The following is a 16,092-nucleotide window of genomic DNA, read 5'->3' on the forward strand; positions in this document are numbered from 1 at the left end:
GAGATGCCGAAGGTGGCCTCTCCCTTCTCCCAGCCCCGCTGGGAGAAGGTGGCGCGCAGCGCCGGATGAGGGTCCGCGAAGCGCAGCGGAGCGGGGGCGGCAGGGCGCCGCGTCGGCCGGAGCGCCCGCGTGACCGCCCGCGTCCCGCCGCCCCCGACCGATGAGCCGCCGATCCTGCCCGCGGCATTCGCCGGCTGGTTCGCCGGGCGGGGGTGGACGCCGCGGCCGCACCAGATCGCGCTGCTCGACCACGCCCGCGCCGGCCGCTCGGCGCTGCTGATCGCCCCGACGGGGGCCGGCAAGACGCTTGCCGGCTTCCTGCCGACGCTGGTGCGGCTCACCGCGGAGAAGGCGGCGGCGCGCGGCCGGGTCAGCGGGCGCCCGCCGGCCCGCACCGGTATCCGCACGCTCTACATCTCGCCGCTGAAGGCGCTCGCCGTCGATGTCGCCCGCAACCTCGGCACGCCGGTGCTGGAGATGGGGCTGCCGATCTCGGTCGAGACCCGCACCGGCGACACGCCCGTGCACAAGCGGCGGCGGCAGAAGCTCGCGCCGCCCGACATCCTGCTGACGACGCCCGAGCAGCTGGCCTTGCTGATCTCGGCGCGCGACGCCGACCGCTTCTTCTCCGACCTCGACGAGGTGGTGCTCGACGAGCTGCACGCGCTGGTGACGTCGAAGCGCGGCGACCTGCTGTCGCTCGGGCTGGCGCGGCTCAGGCGCCTCGCGCCGGGCCTGCGCTTCACCGGGCTGTCGGCCACCGTCGCCGACCCGGACGGCTTGCGCGAATGGCTCGGCGGGGTGGCGACGCCGGCGGAGCTGGTGACGGTCGCGGGCGGCGCGAAGCCGAACATCTCGATCCTCGACACCGAGGAGCGCATTCCGTGGGCCGGCCACTCGGCGGCGCACGCGCTCGCCGACGTCTACGCGCTGATCAAGGCGCACAAGACGACCCTCGTCTTCGTCAACACCCGCAGCCAGGCGGAGCGGCTGTTCCACGCGCTGTGGACGATCAACGACGACACCCTGCCGATCGCCCTCCACCACGGCTCGCTCGACCGCGAGCAGCGCCGGCGCGTCGAGGCGGCGATGGCGGAGAACCGGCTGAAGGCGGTGGTCTGCACCTCCACCCTCGACCTCGGCATCGACTGGGGCGACGTCGATCTCGTCGTCCACGTCGGCGCGCCGAAGGGGGCGAGCCGGCTCGCCCAGCGCATCGGGCGCGCCAACCACCGCCTCGACGAGCCGTCGAAGGCGGTGCTGGTGCCGGCGAACCGCTTCGAGGTGCTGGAGTGCCGGGCGGCGGTGGACGGCAACTATCTCGGCGCGCAGGACACTCCGCCCCTGAAGGCGGGTGCATTGGATGTGCTCGCCCAGCACGTCCTCGGTATGGCCTGTGCCCGCGCCTTCGAGGCGGACGCGCTCTACGCCGAGGTGACATCGGCCTGGCCCTACCGCGAGCTCGACCGGGCGACCTTCGACCGCGTCGTCGACTTCGTCGCCACAGGCGGCTACGCGCTCAGGGCCTACGAGCGCTACGCCAAGATCCGCAAGGGGCAGGACGGGCTGTGGCGGGTGACGAACCCGCAGGTGGCGCAGCAGTACCGGCTGAACGTCGGCACCATCATCGAGGCGCCGCTCCTGAAGGTGCGGCTGATCGGCAAGCGCTCGTCCGTCGGCCGCGGCGGACGGGTGCTCGGCGAGATCGAGGAGTACTTCATCGAGACGCTCTCGCCGGGCGACAGCTTCCTGTTCGCTGGCGAGGTGCTGCAGCTCGAAGGCGTGCGGGAGACCGAGGCGTTCGTTTCGCGGGCGAAGAGCGACGAGCCGAAGATCCCGGCCTATGCCGGCGGCAAGTTCCCGCTCTCGACCTATCTTGCTGCGGAGGTGAGGGCGATGCTTGCCGACCCGTCGCGCTGGCCGTCGCTGCCGCCGCAGGTGGGCGAGTGGCTCGCCATGCAGAAGCTGAAGTCGGTGCTGCCGTCGCGCGAGGAGATGCTGGTCGAGACCTTCCGGCGGGGCGACCGCTTCTATCTCGTCGCCTACCCGTTCGAGGGACGGCTCGCCCACCAGACCCTCGGCATGCTGCTGACGCGGCGGCTCGACCGGCTGGGGCTGAAGCCGGTCGGCTTCGTCGCCACCGACTACGCCATCTCGGTGTGGGGCCTCGAGGACATGGGGCGCGCCTTCGAGCGCGGCCGGCCGACGCTCGGCGCCCTCTTCGACGCCGACATGCTGGGCGACGACCTCGAGGAGTGGCTCGCCGAGAGCTACCTGATGAAGCGCACGTTCCGGGCCTGTGCGCTGATCGCCGGGCTCGTCGAGCGGCGCCATCCGGGCAAGGAGAAGTCCGGCCGGCAGGTGACGGTGTCGACCGACCTCGTCTACGACGTGCTGCGCTCCCACGAGCCCGACCACATCCTGATGCGCGCCACCTGGGAGGACGCCTCGCGGACGCTGCTCGACGTCGGCCGGCTGTCGGACATGCTCTCGCGCATCCGGGGGCGAATCGTGCACAAGAGGCTCGAGCGAATCTCCCCGCTCGCCGTGCCGATCCTGCTCGAGATCGGCCGCGAATCGGTGTCGGGGGCGGCAGACGAGACGATCCTGGCCGAAAGCGCCGAGGAGCTGATCGAGGAGGCGATGGGGTGACGGGGGCCGTGGCGGCGATGGGCGGGACGGAACGGGCGGCCGCTGCGCCGGCCGGGCTCGCCGTCGCGCGGGTCGGCGGCATCACCGTCGAGCTGCACCCCTCCGGCGCGCTCTGGCTGTCGGCGACGCGCACGCTGGTGGTGGCCGACCTGCACTTCGAGAAGGCCTCGAGCTTCGCCCGCCTCGGCCAGTTGCTGCCGCCCTACGACACGGCGATCACGCTGACGCGGCTCGAGGCCGTGGTGGCGGCGCTGGCGCCGGACCGGGTGGTGGCGCTCGGCGATTCCTTCCACGACCGTGGCGGGGCGGGGCGACTGTCGCCGGCGGACGCGGCGCGGCTCGCGGCCCTCGTCGGCGGGCGCGAGTGGCTGTGGATCACCGGCAACCACGATCCGGAGATCGCCGACCACGTCGGCGGCGCGCGGGCCGCAGATGCCGAAATCGGCGGGCTCGTCTTCCGCCACGAACCGTCGGCGACCTTCGTCGAGGGGGAGGTCTGCGGCCACCTGCACCCGGCGCTGACCGTGGTGGGGCGGGGCAGAGGGGTCAGGCGGCGCTGCTTCGCCACCGACGGCCACCGGCTGGTGCTGCCGGCGTTCGGCTCGCTCGCCGGCGGGCTCGACCTGTTCGACCACGCCTTCGCGCGGGTGCTGTCGCGGGCGCGCACGGTGGCGCACCTGATCGGCACCGAGCGGCTCTACCGGATTCCCCTCACGGCCGCCCGCGGGCGCTGAAGTCGCCGGTTCCCTGATCGGCCTCAGTCGCGGCGGAAGACGACGCCGCCGAGCCAGCCGGCGAAGATCGCCATCGCCACCACGACGAAGCCGTAGAGCAGCGGCTGCTCGCCGGCGATGACGTGGACGGCATCCTCGAAACCGGTCTTCTCGACGGCGAGGTCGGCGATGTTGTGGGCGAGCAGGGCGCCGTCGCCGAACAGGCTGATCTCCACGGTGAAGCGGCCGTCGGGCACGGTGCCCGGCAGCGGCACGCCGACCTGGAAGAAGGTCGGCGTCAGCATCGTCACCGTGCCGCCGCGCTGCGCGAACAGGCCGGCGCTCTCGCGGATGCGGATGAGCGCATCGCGGAAGGGTTCGTTGCCCTTGCCGGGGCCACGGCCGAAATCGGCGTAGCGCAGGCCGAGGTCGTGGGCGGAGAGGATCTCCGGGCTGGTGATCTCGTCGAGCGGGCGGGTGGAATCGACGGAGTAGAACGACGGCGCCTCCGGAAAGCGCTCCGATTCCCGGTTCACCCAGATGCCGAAGGTGCGCTGCTTGCGGCGCGCTACCACCTCCTCGTCCGGCCCGCGAACGACGACGACGACGTCGTAGCCGCCCGGACGCGCGACAGTGGCCGCATCGCGCTCGACGACGCCGAAGACGACGAGCGTGGTGCCGGAGAAATCCGACGAGATCTCGATCCGCGAGGAGGAGACCGAGGCGACGAGCGTCTCGGCCGCGGCCGGCGCCGCCGTCGCGAGCGCGGCCAGCAGGGCGAGGGCGAGGCGCCTCACCATGACAGCACCGCCAGCGAGAACAGGTCGCGCGGCACCGCCACGAGCTCGACGGCGAAGCGGATGCCGACGGTGAGCACCAAGAGGCCCATCAGCCCGCGCAGCACCTCGCCGCGCAGCTTGAGGCCCATCTGCGCGCCGAACTGCGCGCCGATGACGCCGCCGATCATCAGGATGAGGGCGAGCACGGCATCCACCGTGCCGGTGCCGACGGAGTGCAGCACCGTGGCGGTGGCCATGGTGCCGAGCGTCTGCAAGAGCGAGGTGCCGATGACGATCGAGGTCGGCACGCGCAGGAGGTAGATCAGCGCCGGCACCAGGATGAAGCCGCCGCCGATGCCGAGCAGCGTGCCGAGGAAGCCGATGCCGGCACCGAGCACGGTGATCGGCAGCAGGCTGACATAGAGCCTGGAGCGGCGGAAGCGGATCTTGAAGGGGAGGCCGTGCACCCAGTTGTGCTGGCCGGGCCGGCGCAGCGTCGGCGCCTCGCCGCGGCGGCTGCGCAGCATCGAGCGGACCGCTTCCCACAGCATGATCGCGCCGATCGTGCCGAGGAAGATCATGTAGCAAAGGCTGATCACGAGATCGAGCGTACCGGTCCGGCCGAGCCGCTCGAACACGTAGGCGCCGAGCGCCGAGCCCATCGCGCCGGTGGCGAACAGCACCCCGGCGAGCTTGAAGTCGATCGCCTTTCTTCGGAAGTAGCTGAGCGCGCCGGAGGTGGAGGAGGCGACGATCTGCGGGGCGACGGTCGCGACCGCGACGGCCGACGGGATGCCGGAGAAGATCAGGAGCGGTGTCAGCAGGAAGCCGCCGCCGATGCCGAGCAGCCCCGAGATGAAGCCCACGGCCGCGCCCATCGCGAAGATGGTGAAGACGTTGACCGGCGTTTCCGCGATCGGGAGATAGATCTCCAAGGGCCCAGGTCCATCGGGAGGCGGGGACAGACCGTATGACTAGCATACGGGAGCCGCCACCGCGATGCTGCAAAGCCAGCAGCGGGCGCGCGGATCGCCGCGGAAGTCCATCGTGGCGGCGAACGCCGCCGGACGCAACGAAAGAGGGCCCGGCGCGCCTGCTCCGGAGGCGACGACGCCCCTCAGGCGGCGCCGAGCACCTGCACGTCGCCGTGGGCGAAGCTGACGGTGACGGGCTTGCCGCGCTCCGGCGGGGCAACGGCGGGGTCGTTGAAGGTGTCGAGGGAGACGGCGTTCTCCTTGAAGCGCACGCGGATGCGGATCACCGAGCCGAGGAAGCTCACCTCCTCGACGGTGCCGGCGAGCGCGTTGCGGCCCTCGCCACCCGCCGCGAGCGTGATCGCCTCCGGGCGGAGAGCCACCGTCACCGACGTCCCGGCGGCGGCGCCGTTGATGCCCTCGCGGGCGATCACCGGCTGGCCGTCGATCTCGAGCTTGCCGCCGCCCGGCGCCACCTTCGCCTCGATGAGGTTGAGCGTGCCGACGAAGGAGGCGACGAAGCGGGTGCGCGGGAAATTGTAGATCTCGAAGGGGGTGCCGATCTGCTCGATGCGGCCCTCGTTCATCACGACGATCCGGTCCGACATCGACAGGGCCTCTTCCTGGTCGTGCGTCACGTAGATCGTGGTGATGCCGAGCTGGCGCTGCACGGCGCGGATCTCCTCGCGCAGCGAGATGCGGATCTTGGCGTCGAGGGCGGAGAGCGGCTCGTCGAGGAGCAGGATCTTCGGCTTGATGGCGAGCGCGCGGGCGAGCGCGACGCGCTGCTGCTGGCCGCCGGAGAGCTGGTAGGGATAGCGGCCGCCGAGCTGCGGCAGCTTGATGAGGCGCAGCATCTCCTCGACGCGCGGGGCGATCTCGGCCGCTGACTGGCCGGCGACCTTCAGGCCGAAGCCGACGTTCTCGGCCACCGTCATGTTGGGGAAGAGGGCATAGGCCTGGAAGACCATGCCGATGTTGCGCTGGTTGGGGCGCAGCGGCGTGACGTCCTTGCCGTCGATGACGACGCGGCCGGCCGAGGGCACCTCGAAGCCCGCGACCATGCGCAGCGTCGTCGTCTTGCCGCAGCCGGACGGGCCGAGGAAGGAGACGAACTCGCCGCGCTCGATGCCGAGGTCGACGTGGTGGACGACGGTCTGGGTGCCGTAGGCCTTGCGGACGCCGGTGATGTCGAGAAACGCCATGTGTTGCCTATCTCTGGCGGGCGACGCGGGCGCCGGCGAGGACGAGTTGCAGCAGCCCCATGCAGGCCCAGGTGACGAGGAAGGCGATGATGGCGAGGGCTGCCGGCTCATAGGCGCGGTTGGCGCCGATGAGCTGCAGATACGGGCCGAAGGCGGGCCGGTTGAGCAGGCTCGCGAAGGTGAACTCGCCCATCACCACAGCGAACGTGATGAAGGCGCCCGACAGGATCGCCACCTTGACGTTCGGGAAAACGATGCGGAACAGGACCGTCGCCCAGCCGGCGCCGAGGCTCTCGGCCGCCTCCGTCAGCGTGCGCACGTCGATCGCCCGCATGCCGGTGTCGACGGCCCGGTACATGTAGGGCAGCGCCAGGGTGACGTAGCCGAAGGCGAGCAGGAGGTCGGTGGCGCGCGCGCTCGAGGTGAACGGCAGCCAGGACGACGAGTTGTAGAGGCGCAAGTAGCCGAAGACGATGACGATCGCCGGGATGACGAGCGGCAGCAGCGTGATGAACTCGACGATCGGCGCAAGCTTCGGCAGCCTGAGCCGGATGAAGTAGGCCGTCGGCACGACGAGCATGACGCCGAGCACGATGGTCACGAGCGCCAGCACCACGGAGTAGCTGAAGCTCGCCTGGAAGCGCGGATCGGCGAAGACCACGGCGTAGGCGTCGAACGAGTAGGTGCCGCGCCGCATCCGGAGCGAGAACTCGAAGGTGGCGATCAGCGGGATGAGGAAATAGAGCGCGCCGAGGCCGAACGCGATCCAGGGGCCGACGGTCGAGCGTTTCATCGCAGCCACCGTTCGCTGCGGGCGCGCAGCCAGATGTAGGTGCCGTTGGTGATGCCGGTGATCAGGATCATGCCGAGCGCCAGCGCGTAGCCGAGGTGCTGGTCGTGCAGCACGTCGCCGCGGATCTGCGCGAACAAGAGGATGGTGACGATGTTGAGCGAGGAGCCGGTCAGCGCGTAGGCGGTGGCGACGGCGCCGAAGGCGTTGGCGAACAGCAGCAGCGTCGTGCCGAGGATCGCCGGCCACAGCACCGGCAGGGCGACGTAGCGCCAGTACTGCCAGCTCGAGGCCCCGAGGATCTCGGAGGCCTCGCGCCACTCCTTCTTCAGACCGTCGAGCGCCGGGGCGAGGATCAGCACCATCAGCGGGATCTGGAAGTAGAGGTAGGTGAGCGTCAGCCCCCAGAAGGAGAGGAGGTTGAAGCCCGATCCGTAGATGTTGAAGTCGAAAAAGTAGATCAGCAGCGCCGTGACGAGGCCGGTGCGCCCGAGCGTCGCCAGGAACGCGAAGGCAAGCGGGATGCCGGCAAAGTTGGAGGCGACGCCGGAGAACGTCATCACGAAGGAGCGCATCCACGACGGCAGGCCGCCGAGCGTCACCGCATAGGCGAGGAAGAAGCCGAAGAGGGCGCCGAGGATCGCCGAGGCGGCGCTCACCTGGATGGAAATCCAGTAGGCGCGCAGGATCGTCGGCTGGAACAGGTTGACGATGTTGTCGAGGGTGAAGTTGCCCTGCGTGTCCATGAAGGCGCCGACGACGAGGTAGAGCGTCGGCAGGATCAGGAACAGGAGCGCGAACAGAAAGAACGGCGTGACGCCGAGCCATGCCCAGGAGAACGCCGGCTTGACGACCGGCGGCGGTGTGGTGCCCTGCAGAGGTTCTCGAAGTGGTGCCGGATGTGCGGCGTCGACCATCGCCCCGTCCATGATCCGCCAGCGCCGCAGGGCCGGCTCGCCGCCCGCCGGTGCGCGCCCGGCGGGCAACGCGACCGATCAGCCGGATCGTGCAAGAGCCGCGCCGCGGCCCGGGTGCCGCGCCGCGGTCACCGCCTTCCGGCGGGCCGCGACGCGGACGCTGTCTCTAGCGCCGGAGCGCCGAGATCACTGGACGTTGGCGCCGACGACGCTATCCCAGCCCTTGGTGATCGCTTCCTTCGAGGCGCCCTGCTCCTCGAGGGTCGGGAACACGGCGGCCTCGTAGGCCTCGGCCGGCGGCAGCTTGTCGAGCAGGTCCTGCGGGACCTTGCCGTTCTTCACGAGGTCGTTGAAGCGGATCGGGTGGCAGTAGCCCTCCAGCCACTTCAGCTGGCCCTCGTCGGAGTAGATGTACTCCATCCACAGCTTGGCGGCGTTCGGGTGGGGCGCGTAGGCGCTGATCGCCTGGACGTAGACGCCGGCGACGACGCCGGTCTTCGGCACGACGACCTCGATCGGCGGGTTGCCGTTGAGGGTGTCGCGGTCGGCGAGCGCGTTGTAGTCCCAGCGGATGACGATCGGGGTGGAGCCCTGCGCCACCGAGGCGGCCTTGCCGATCACCGGCACGAAGTTGCCGGCCTTGTTGAGCTCGGCAAAGAACTTCAGCCCCTCCTCGCCGGCGGCGGCACCGGCGGCGGCGCCGCGCGACAGGCCGGCGGCATAGACGCCCTGGATCGCCTGGTTGGAGGCGCGCGGGTCACCGGCGAGCGCCACGGCGTTGGCGTACTCCGGCTTCAGGAGGTCGGCCCAGTCCTGCGGCACGTTCTTGACGATGTCGGTGTTCACCTCGAACGACAGCACGCCGTAATAGTCGCCGTACCAGTAGCCCTCGGCGTCCTTGGCGGTGTCGGGGATGGTGTCCCAGGTTGCCACCTTGTAGGGCTGCAGCAGGCCTTCGGCCTTCGCCGACGGGCCGAACGACAGGCCGATGTCGAGCACGTCGGGCGCCTGCGGGCCGGTGTTGCCCTTGTTGGCCTTCACAGCCTCGATCTCGTCGGCGGAGCCGGCGTCGGGGTTCAGCTCGTTGACCTCGAGGCCGTACTTCGCCTTGAAGTCGGCGATCAGCTCGCCGTAGCCGCACCAGTCGTGGGGCAGGGCGATGGTCGTCAGCATGCCCTCGGCCTTCGCCGCGGCGATGAGCTCGGCCGACTGCGCGAACGCGGCGCCCGACGAGGCGAGCAGGCCGACGACGGCGGTGAGCGCGGTGGTGGTCTTCCAAGCGGCCTTCATGTGTCGTTTTCCTCAGCCTTTGCGACGGTCCGGACACGCCGGTGCGTCGCGGTCACGCGAATTCTCGATGCGGGTCGGCGATCGGATTGCAGGCGGCTCGGACGAGTGCGCCCCTCTGTCATATTTTCGTCACCCGTCCGTCACTTTAGGTGCAGGCGGCGACGGCTGGCAATCACGTCGACGTGCGGCTTTCGAAGGGTCCTCGTCGGGCCCTGCCATCCTGCCGCCGTAGCATCGCCACACCCGGCATCCGCTAGTGGGCGCCCATGACGGCCGTGTGACAGAGGCGGCCGGCGAGGTCGCGTCGGGCGGACTTGCGTGCGCCGCGCGGCGGCGGCATGGGAGGCGGGCAGGGCGCCCCCTCGGCGCCCGCCCGGAGTGCCGCGATGTCTCGTCCGAACATCCTGTTCGTCACCGCCGACCAGTGGCGGGGGGACTGCCTCGGCGCGCTCGGCGCCATGCCGGTGGCGACGCCGCATCTCGATGCGCTCGCGGCCCGCGGTGTCAGCTTCACGCGCCACTTCGCCAATGCCGCGCCGTGCTCGCCTGCCCGCGCCTGCCTCTACACCGGGCTCTATCAGATGACCAACCGGGTGGTGCGCAACGGCACGCCGCTCGACGCCCGCCACGACACGATCGCCCGCATGGCCCGGCGCGGCGGCTACGACCCGACGCTGTTCGGCTACACCGACCAGTCGATCGACCCGCGGACGACCGAAGGCGACGACCCGTGGATCAGGACCTACGAGGGCGTGCTGCCGGGCTTCACGGCGCGGCTACGCCTGCCGGAGAGCAACGGCCCGTGGTTCGCCTGGCTGAAGCGGCGCGGCTACGCGATTCCCGCCGACCCGTGGGACATCTACCGGCCGGTGGGCGGGGCGGGGCCGCGGCCGTCGAACGCGCCGCCGGTCTACGGCGCCGGCGAGACGGAGACGGCCTTCGTGGTCGACACGTTCGCCGACTGGCTGACCGAGCAGCGCGCCGGCCGGCCGTGGTTCGCCCACGTCTCGTTCCTGCGCCCGCACCCGCCCTACATCGTGCCGGCGCCCTACAACACGATGTTCGACCCCGCAGGCGGGCCGGCCTTCCGGCGGCGGGCGAGCGCGGCGGAGGAGCGCGCGCTGCACCCGCTCGTCGCCTACTGGGCCGACATCACGCGGGCGGGCCACCACTATGTCATCGGGGCCGGCGACGGCGGCGTCGCCGACTGGACGGATGCGGACTTCCGGGTGCTGCGGGCGGTCTATTTCGGCATGATCGCCGAGGTGGACGCCGAGATCGGCCGGATGCTGGGCCTGCTTGCCGAGGCCGGCATGGCGGAGGACACCATCGTCGTCTTCACCTCCGACCACGGCGAGCTGATGGGCGACCACTGGACGGTCGGCAAATATGGCTTCTTCGACGCCGCCTACCACGTGCCGCTGATCGTCGCCGACCCGCGGGCGCCGGCCGGTCACGGGCGCCGGGTCGCAGCCTTCACCGAGGCGGTGGACGTGGTGCCGACGCTGCTCGGCCTCGCCGGCCTGCCGGTGCCGGGCCACCTCGACGGGGCGTCGCTCGCGCCGTTCATGGAGGGCACCGGCGTGGCGCCGGCCGGCTGGCGGACGGCGGTGCACTGGGAATACGACTTCCGCGAGGTGGCGAGCGGGCGGGCGCAGGCGATGTTGGACCTGCCGCTCGACGCCTGTTCGCTCACCGTGCAGCGCGGCGAGCGCTTCAAGTACGTCCACTTCGCCGGCCTGCCGCCGCTGCTCTTCGACCTGTCCGACGATCCGGCGGAGACGGTCGACCGGGCGGGCGACCCCACGATGGCGGCGGCGCGGCTCGCCGAGGCCGAGGCGCTGCTCGCCTGGCGGGCGCGCCATCTCGACCGCCGGCTGACGGGGCTCGCGCTGACGGCGGGCGGGGTGGTCGACGCGCGCGGTTAGGGCGTCGTGCCGTGATCTTCTTCAATCGCTTTCCGCATTTTTTGATTAAGTTCCTTGAATTGATCGAGCCACTTCAAAAAACCAGGATCGTTTCGCTTCGCTGCAAAGGATTTTCCGTCGACACTGACGCGCCAGCCGCCGTCGCGATTTTGTATCATCGAGCGTTTGACAATACCGGGATGCGCGAAATGATTTCGTTTCGTAAAATAGTAGAGCGTAAGGCCGTCTTTTGACTTCACCAGAGTGAAGTCCGGATACTCGGTGACGGTGACGCCAGCGGGCCGAGTGGCGTCTCGCCAGAGGCTGGCGAATTTTGGGTGATCGTAGGAGGGCTGGCTTGCTGCGCGCGCCGACGCAGCCAAGGCACTCAGGACCGCGAAAGCGCAGATGACGACGATGAGACACGGTATCCCGGCGGGCCGGCGGGAGAGAGACGGCATCGGTGGCGGTTCCCGCGCATGGATCGAGCCTTAAGACTCGTAGGGCGGCCACCGCAGGTTGTCAAAATCAGCGCCATTTCGAGCCGCGCCGAGGCGCCTCACGCCGGTGGGCGCGTCGCCGCGACGAAGCGGACCGACAGCGCCAGCGTCAGCAGGCTGACGAGTGCCCCGCAGACGAACACCCAGGCGAGCGCCGGCACGCCGGCTGCCGTGCCGTCGAAGCCGGCGGCGGCGGCGGCGAGGCCGGCGGCGGCGGCGCCGAAGGCGGAGCCGACGCCCTCGAGCGCAGGGATCGCGCCGGAGGTGACGGCGGTCTCGCCGGGTGCGGCGGCGGCCATAAGGCGCTGGCTGAGGAAGCCGTGGCTGACGCCGAAGCCTGCGCCGGCGGCGATCAGCCCGATCACGAAGGGCGTCATCGAGAGGCTGCCGACACCCACCGCCGTCAGCGCCAGCCCGGCGATCAAAAGCACCGGACCGCCGAGGATGCAGAGGTCGGAGGCGCGGCCGGTGAGACGGGCGACGGCGAACGCGGCGGCCGACCAGGCGAGCGCCGGGATCGAGGCGACCTGGCCGGCGATCAGCGCGCCGGTGCCGAACCCGACCTGCACGGTGAAGGCGGCGAACACCGGGATCGCGGTCTCGGCGAACATCATCAGCCCGATCACCCACAGGCCGGCCGGCGCCGCGTCGGCGACGTGCAGCAGGCGGGCGGGGAAGAGGCGGCGCGCCGAGCGCTTGTCGAGCATCAGCCCGAGGACGAAAAGGGCGATCGAGGCGGCGGCGAGCAGGCTCGCCGTCAGCACCGTCTCCAGCACGGCCGCGACGCAGATCGCCATCGCCCCGAGCCAGAGCAGCGACAGCCGCAGCAGTGGCGGCCGCCACGGGCCCGAGGGTGGTCCCACCCGCCCCGGCAGGGCGCGTGCCGACAGCACCAGCAGCGCCGCCGCCGGCACCACCGTCACCCAGACGGCAATCCGCCAGGAGGCGAACTCGATCAGGACGCCGGCCATCGCCGGCCCGGCGAGCGTCGCCACCGCCCAGACGGCGGCTAGGAACGAGAACACCTGCGGCTGCGCGCGGGGCGGGAAGACGTCGGCGATCAGCACGTAGCAGAGCGCCAGCACGACGCCCTCGACGAAGCCCTGCACCGAGCGGCCGACGAGGAACAGTGGATAGGTCGGCGCTTCGGCGGCGAGTGCGGTCGAGACGATCAGCACGGCCGCGCAGGCGACCATGACGGCGCGGCCGCCGAAGCGCGTCTTGAGGTCGCCGGCGAGCGCCGCCCCGACGATGCCGAAGACGAGGTAGACGGCGGTGGCCCAGCTGATGTGGGCGGCGCCACCGATTTCCATGACGGCCGTCGGCACGGCGGTGGCGACGAGGAACCAGTTCAGTGCGTGGGTGCCGACGCCGAGGCAGAGGATGGCCGAGGCGACGGCGTAGCGGCCGAGCACCAGTTCGCCCCAGGTCGGCGGGCCGGCGTCGACGCCGTCGGCGCCCGGCGCGTCGGTGGCGGGAAGGGGATCGTGCATGGTGGCGCTCGGAGCCGCAGGGAGGGCGGCAGGGATTCGGGACTTCCGGGCGCGTGCCTCGGCGGGGCTGCGCCGGCGGGAGGATCAGGTCCGTTCCCAGCCGCGCGGCCCGAGGTGCTCCTGCGGGCGGAAGCGCGCCTTGTAGCCCATCTTGCGGGACTCTTCGACCCAGTAGCCGAGATAGACGTAAGGCAGGCCCGCGGCGCGGGCGCGGCGGATGTGGTCGAGGATCATGAAGGTGCCGAGGCCACGGTCGGCCGGCTCGGGATCGTAGAACGAGTAGACCATCGACAGGCCGTCGGCGAGGCGGTCGGTGAGACTGACGGCGACGAGCGGGCCGCGGCCGCGGCCGTTGATGGCGGTGTCCGGCCCGCGGCGGCGGTACTCGACGACGAGGGTGTCGACGTGGGTGTCCTCGACCATCATGGCGTAGTCGAGCACCGACATGTCGGCCATGCCGCCGCTCGCGTGGCGGGCGTCGAGATAGCGGCGGAACAGCGAATACTGCTCGGACGAGGGCGCCGTCGGCAGCTCGACGCCGACGAGGTCGTCATTGGCGCGGGCGGTGCGCTTGAACGACGACGTCCACTCGAACTCGTCGACGACCACCCGCACCGAGATGCACGACCGGCAGCCCTCGCAGGCCGGCCGGTAGGCGATGTTCTGGCTGCGCCGGAAGCCGCCCTGGGTGAGAACGTCATTGAGGGCGGCGGCACGGTCACCGACGAGGTGGGTGAACACCTTCCGCTCCATCCGCCCCGGCAGATAGGGGCAGGGGGAGGGCGCCGTCAGATAGAACTGCGGGTTATCCGAATATTGCCGCGTCATCCCAGCCTCGCCGGCCCGACCGCCGCCCCGGTCCCGTGACCGGCGCTTTCGGCGCTCTTCGACGATTCAAGTTTCGTACCCGCACTCGCCGCGATTCCCGCGTCCGTCACAGACCATAGACCCAAGGGGCGATCAGGGTGAAGGTCACCCACATCAGGAGCATCAGCGGTGTGCCCGCCCGGAAGAAGTCGGCAAAGGTATAGTGCCCGGGCCCCATCACGAGAAGGTTCGTCTGGTAGCCGATCGGCGTCGCGAACGAGCAGTTGGCGGCGAGCACGGTGGCGACGATGAAGGGCTCCGGCGCCACCCCCAGGCGCTGGGCGATGCCGATGGCGATCGGCGTGAACAGCACCGCCGTCGCGTTGTTCGACAGGATGTTGGTCAGCACGGCCACCAGCAGGAAGAAGCCCGACAGGATGACGGTGGTGGACTGGCCGTCGAGCAGGTCGACGACGGCCTCGGCGATGGCGGTGGCGCCGCCGGTCACTTCCAGCGCGGTGGCGAGTGCGATCGAGGAGCCGATCAGGAAGATGATGCGGCTGTCGCAGACGCGCAGCGCCTGCCGCACGTTGATGCAACCGAGGGCGATCACCGCGAAGGCCCCAGCAAGCGCCGCCACCACGATGGGCACGGCTCCGGTCGCGGCCGCCAGCACCACCCCGGCAAAGACGGCAAGTGCCCGGGGCGCCGTGTGGCGGGGCGGCAGGTCGGCCATCGAGTGATCGATCAACAGAACGTCGCGGCTGCCGCGCAGGCGGTCGATATCCTGGTCGCGGCCGGCGAAGAGGAGCACGTCGCCTTCCTCCAGCCGGATCTCCGACATCACCATGCGCGGCATTCGGCTGCGCCGCTCGATGCCGATGACGATGCAGCCGGTCTCGGTGCGGAAGGCGGCCTTGCTGAGGGTGCGGCCGATCAGCCGCGAACCCGGCGCGACGATGCCTTCGGCGAGGCGGGCGGCGCGCGGGGGCAGCGCCGCGACACTGGGGGCATCACCGGTTCCCGGCTCCGTCGTCACCAGTGCGTCGCGGCCGGTGAGCGCCTTGGTGAGGGTGCCGCGGGTGGCGGCGACGATGACGATGTCGCCCGGCTCGATGGTGATGTCCTCGAACGGCGGCAGGATCGGCCGCTCGCCGCGCTGCACGAGGCGGACGGTCATGTCCGTCATGCCGGAGAACATCCCCGAGACGGCGCGCTTGCCAGCCAGCGGGTGATTCTCGGTGACGAGGATCTCGGCGATGAACTGCTTGCCACCGCCGCCCTGCATCGCATCGACCATCGACTGCCGCGGGTGCAGCAGGCGTGGCATCACGAACAGCACATAGACGGCGCCCACGGTCGCGAGCACCAGCGCGACCGGCGTGAAGGAGAAGAAGCCCATCCGCTCGCCGGTGATGCGGGCGGCGGCGTCGACGACGAGGAGGTTGGTCGACGAGCCGATCACCGTCGTCATGCCGCCCAGGATGGTGATGAACGACAGAGACATCAGCACGCGCGACGGCGAGCCGCCGCCGGCGCTCGCAAACGCGCTGATGATCGGCAGAAACATCACCACCACGGGTGTGTTGTTCAGGAAGGCGCTCAGGGCGCCGATTGCGACCAGGGTGGCGACAATGGCGACGTCGTGGCGGCCGCGGGCCAGGCGCAGCACCATCTGCGTCGGTCGCTCGAGGGCTTCCGTCTGGAAGAGCGCCTGCCCGACGATCAACAGGCCCAGGATGGTGGCGAGGCCAGAATTGGCGAAACCGAGCAGAAATTCATCGGTATCGAAGGTCCGGCCGCCGACTTCGAAAGGGGCGATCGTGAAGCCGAGCAGCAACGCCACGAGGGCGGTGACGGATACCGCCTCGAGTGGCAACCTGTCGGCGGCATAGAGAACGATGGTCGCCAGCACGACGACCATCGTGAACCACATGTGAAAATCGGCAGCGACGCTCATCCACCCTCGCGCGACCCCACCGCGGGGTCATGGCGCATGGGTGATGGATCGATCACGACGGCCCACCGCGCAGCGCGAGCGGGGCACCATCGACCGCGACGCGCC

13 protein-coding genes are annotated in these 16,092 nt (G+C 70.6%); 3 read left to right on the top strand and 10 right to left on the bottom strand.

The features are described 5' to 3' along the window. Positions 1-129: 129 nt before the first annotated feature. Both RUR49_RS07080 and pdeM read left to right on the top strand, forming a co-directional pair. Complete coding sequence (locus RUR49_RS07080; protein ID WP_409145669.1) at positions 130-2,652, top strand: ligase-associated DNA damage response DEXH box helicase; 2,523 nt, start codon at positions 130-132, stop codon at positions 2,650-2,652. Beyond that, complete coding sequence (gene pdeM / locus RUR49_RS07085) at positions 2,649-3,386, top strand: ligase-associated DNA damage response endonuclease PdeM (RefSeq protein ID WP_409145670.1); 738 nt, start codon at positions 2,649-2,651, stop codon at positions 3,384-3,386. The genes RUR49_RS07080 and pdeM overlap by 4 nt, the downstream gene beginning before the upstream one ends. A 23-nt stretch (positions 3,387-3,409) precedes the next feature. On the opposite strand, the gene RUR49_RS07090 is transcribed toward pdeM, so the two are convergent. The 6 genes from RUR49_RS07090 to RUR49_RS07115 form a co-directional block, all read right to left on the bottom strand. Continuing rightward, positions 3,410-4,165, bottom strand: a complete 756-nt coding sequence (locus tag RUR49_RS07090) for a TIGR02186 family protein (protein ID WP_409145671.1) — start codon at positions 4,163-4,165, stop codon at positions 3,410-3,412. Beyond that, positions 4,159-5,079 (bottom strand): sulfite exporter TauE/SafE family protein, encoded by a 921-nt coding sequence (locus RUR49_RS07095; RefSeq protein WP_409145672.1) that lies wholly within the window; start codon positions 5,077-5,079, stop codon positions 4,159-4,161. The genes RUR49_RS07090 and RUR49_RS07095 overlap by 7 nt, the downstream gene beginning before the upstream one ends. Positions 5,080-5,261: 182 nt before the next feature. Beyond that, on the bottom strand, positions 5,262-6,323 hold the full coding sequence (locus RUR49_RS07100) for an ABC transporter ATP-binding protein (protein ID WP_409145673.1): 1,062 nt from the start codon (positions 6,321-6,323) through the stop codon (positions 5,262-5,264). Positions 6,324-6,330: 7 nt separating this feature from the next. Continuing rightward, the gene (locus tag RUR49_RS07105; protein WP_409145674.1) at positions 6,331-7,116 is read right to left on the bottom strand and encodes an ABC transporter permease; all 786 of its coding nucleotides are present in this window, start codon (positions 7,114-7,116) and stop codon (positions 6,331-6,333) included. Continuing rightward, complete coding sequence (locus RUR49_RS07110; protein ID WP_409145675.1) at positions 7,113-8,030, bottom strand: ABC transporter permease; 918 nt, start codon at positions 8,028-8,030, stop codon at positions 7,113-7,115. Before RUR49_RS07110 ends, RUR49_RS07105 begins: the two co-directional genes overlap by 4 nt. A 186-nt stretch (positions 8,031-8,216) precedes the next feature. Beyond that, a complete protein-coding gene (locus RUR49_RS07115) occupies positions 8,217-9,320 on the bottom strand; it encodes an ABC transporter substrate-binding protein (RefSeq protein WP_409145676.1) in 1,104 nt (367 codons plus the stop codon). Between the two features lie 386 nt (positions 9,321-9,706). Between RUR49_RS07115 and RUR49_RS07120 the strand changes: the two genes are divergently transcribed. Next, complete coding sequence (locus tag RUR49_RS07120) at positions 9,707-11,248, top strand: alkaline phosphatase family protein (RefSeq protein WP_409145677.1); 1,542 nt, start codon at positions 9,707-9,709, stop codon at positions 11,246-11,248. On the opposite strand, the gene RUR49_RS07125 is transcribed toward RUR49_RS07120, so the two are convergent. The 4 genes from RUR49_RS07125 to RUR49_RS07140 all read right to left on the bottom strand — a co-directional run bounded on the left by RUR49_RS07125 (position 11,245) and on the right by RUR49_RS07140 (position 15,987). Beyond that, positions 11,245-11,688 carry a hypothetical protein gene (locus tag RUR49_RS07125; RefSeq protein WP_409145678.1) on the bottom strand — a complete coding sequence of 148 codons (444 nt, stop codon included), beginning with the start codon at positions 11,686-11,688 and terminating at the stop codon, positions 11,245-11,247. The two genes, RUR49_RS07120 and RUR49_RS07125, sit on opposite strands and share 4 nt — an antisense overlap. A gap of 98 nt (positions 11,689-11,786) precedes the next feature. Next, positions 11,787-13,220: an MFS transporter gene (locus tag RUR49_RS07130; RefSeq protein WP_409145679.1), complete on the bottom strand. Its 1,434-nt coding sequence runs from the start codon at positions 13,218-13,220 to the stop codon at positions 11,787-11,789. A gap of 84 nt (positions 13,221-13,304) precedes the next feature. Continuing rightward, complete coding sequence (locus tag RUR49_RS07135) at positions 13,305-14,048, bottom strand: arginyltransferase (RefSeq protein ID WP_409145680.1); 744 nt, start codon at positions 14,046-14,048, stop codon at positions 13,305-13,307. Positions 14,049-14,154: 106 nt separating this feature from the next. Next, entirely contained in the window at positions 14,155-15,987 is a 1,833-nt protein-coding gene (locus tag RUR49_RS07140; RefSeq protein ID WP_409145681.1) for an SLC13 family permease, read from the bottom strand. Between the last annotated feature and the right edge of the window lie 105 nt (positions 15,988-16,092).

This window comes from Pseudoxanthobacter sp. M-2 (genome assembly GCF_046156265.1).
In the GTDB taxonomy this organism is placed as follows: domain Bacteria; phylum Pseudomonadota; class Alphaproteobacteria; order Rhizobiales; family Segnochrobactraceae; genus CAMDHY01.

Bases quoted from the DNA above. Each gene is read 5' to 3' on its own strand.
- RUR49_RS07090 (WP_409145671.1), bottom strand. From the start codon at position 4,165: ATGGTGAGGCGCCTCGCCCTCGCCCTGCTGGCCGCGCTCGCGACGGCG.
- RUR49_RS07100 (WP_409145673.1), bottom strand. From the start codon at position 6,323: ATGGCGTTTCTCGACATCACCGGCGTCCGCAAGGCCTACGGCACCCAG.
- RUR49_RS07105 (WP_409145674.1), bottom strand. From the start codon at position 7,116: ATGAAACGCTCGACCGTCGGCCCCTGGATCGCGTTCGGCCTCGGCGCG.
- RUR49_RS07110 (WP_409145675.1), bottom strand. From the start codon at position 8,030: ATGGTCGACGCCGCACATCCGGCACCACTTCGAGAACCTCTGCAGGGC.
- RUR49_RS07115 (WP_409145676.1), bottom strand. From the start codon at position 9,320: ATGAAGGCCGCTTGGAAGACCACCACCGCGCTCACCGCCGTCGTCGGC.
- RUR49_RS07120 (WP_409145677.1), top strand. From the start codon at position 9,707: ATGTCTCGTCCGAACATCCTGTTCGTCACCGCCGACCAGTGGCGGGGG.
- RUR49_RS07125 (WP_409145678.1), bottom strand. From the start codon at position 11,688: ATGCCGTCTCTCTCCCGCCGGCCCGCCGGGATACCGTGTCTCATCGTC.
- RUR49_RS07130 (WP_409145679.1), bottom strand. From the start codon at position 13,220: ATGCACGATCCCCTTCCCGCCACCGACGCGCCGGGCGCCGACGGCGTC.
- RUR49_RS07135 (WP_409145680.1), bottom strand. From the start codon at position 14,048: ATGACGCGGCAATATTCGGATAACCCGCAGTTCTATCTGACGGCGCCC.
- RUR49_RS07140 (WP_409145681.1), bottom strand. From the start codon at position 15,987: ATGAGCGTCGCTGCCGATTTTCACATGTGGTTCACGATGGTCGTCGTG.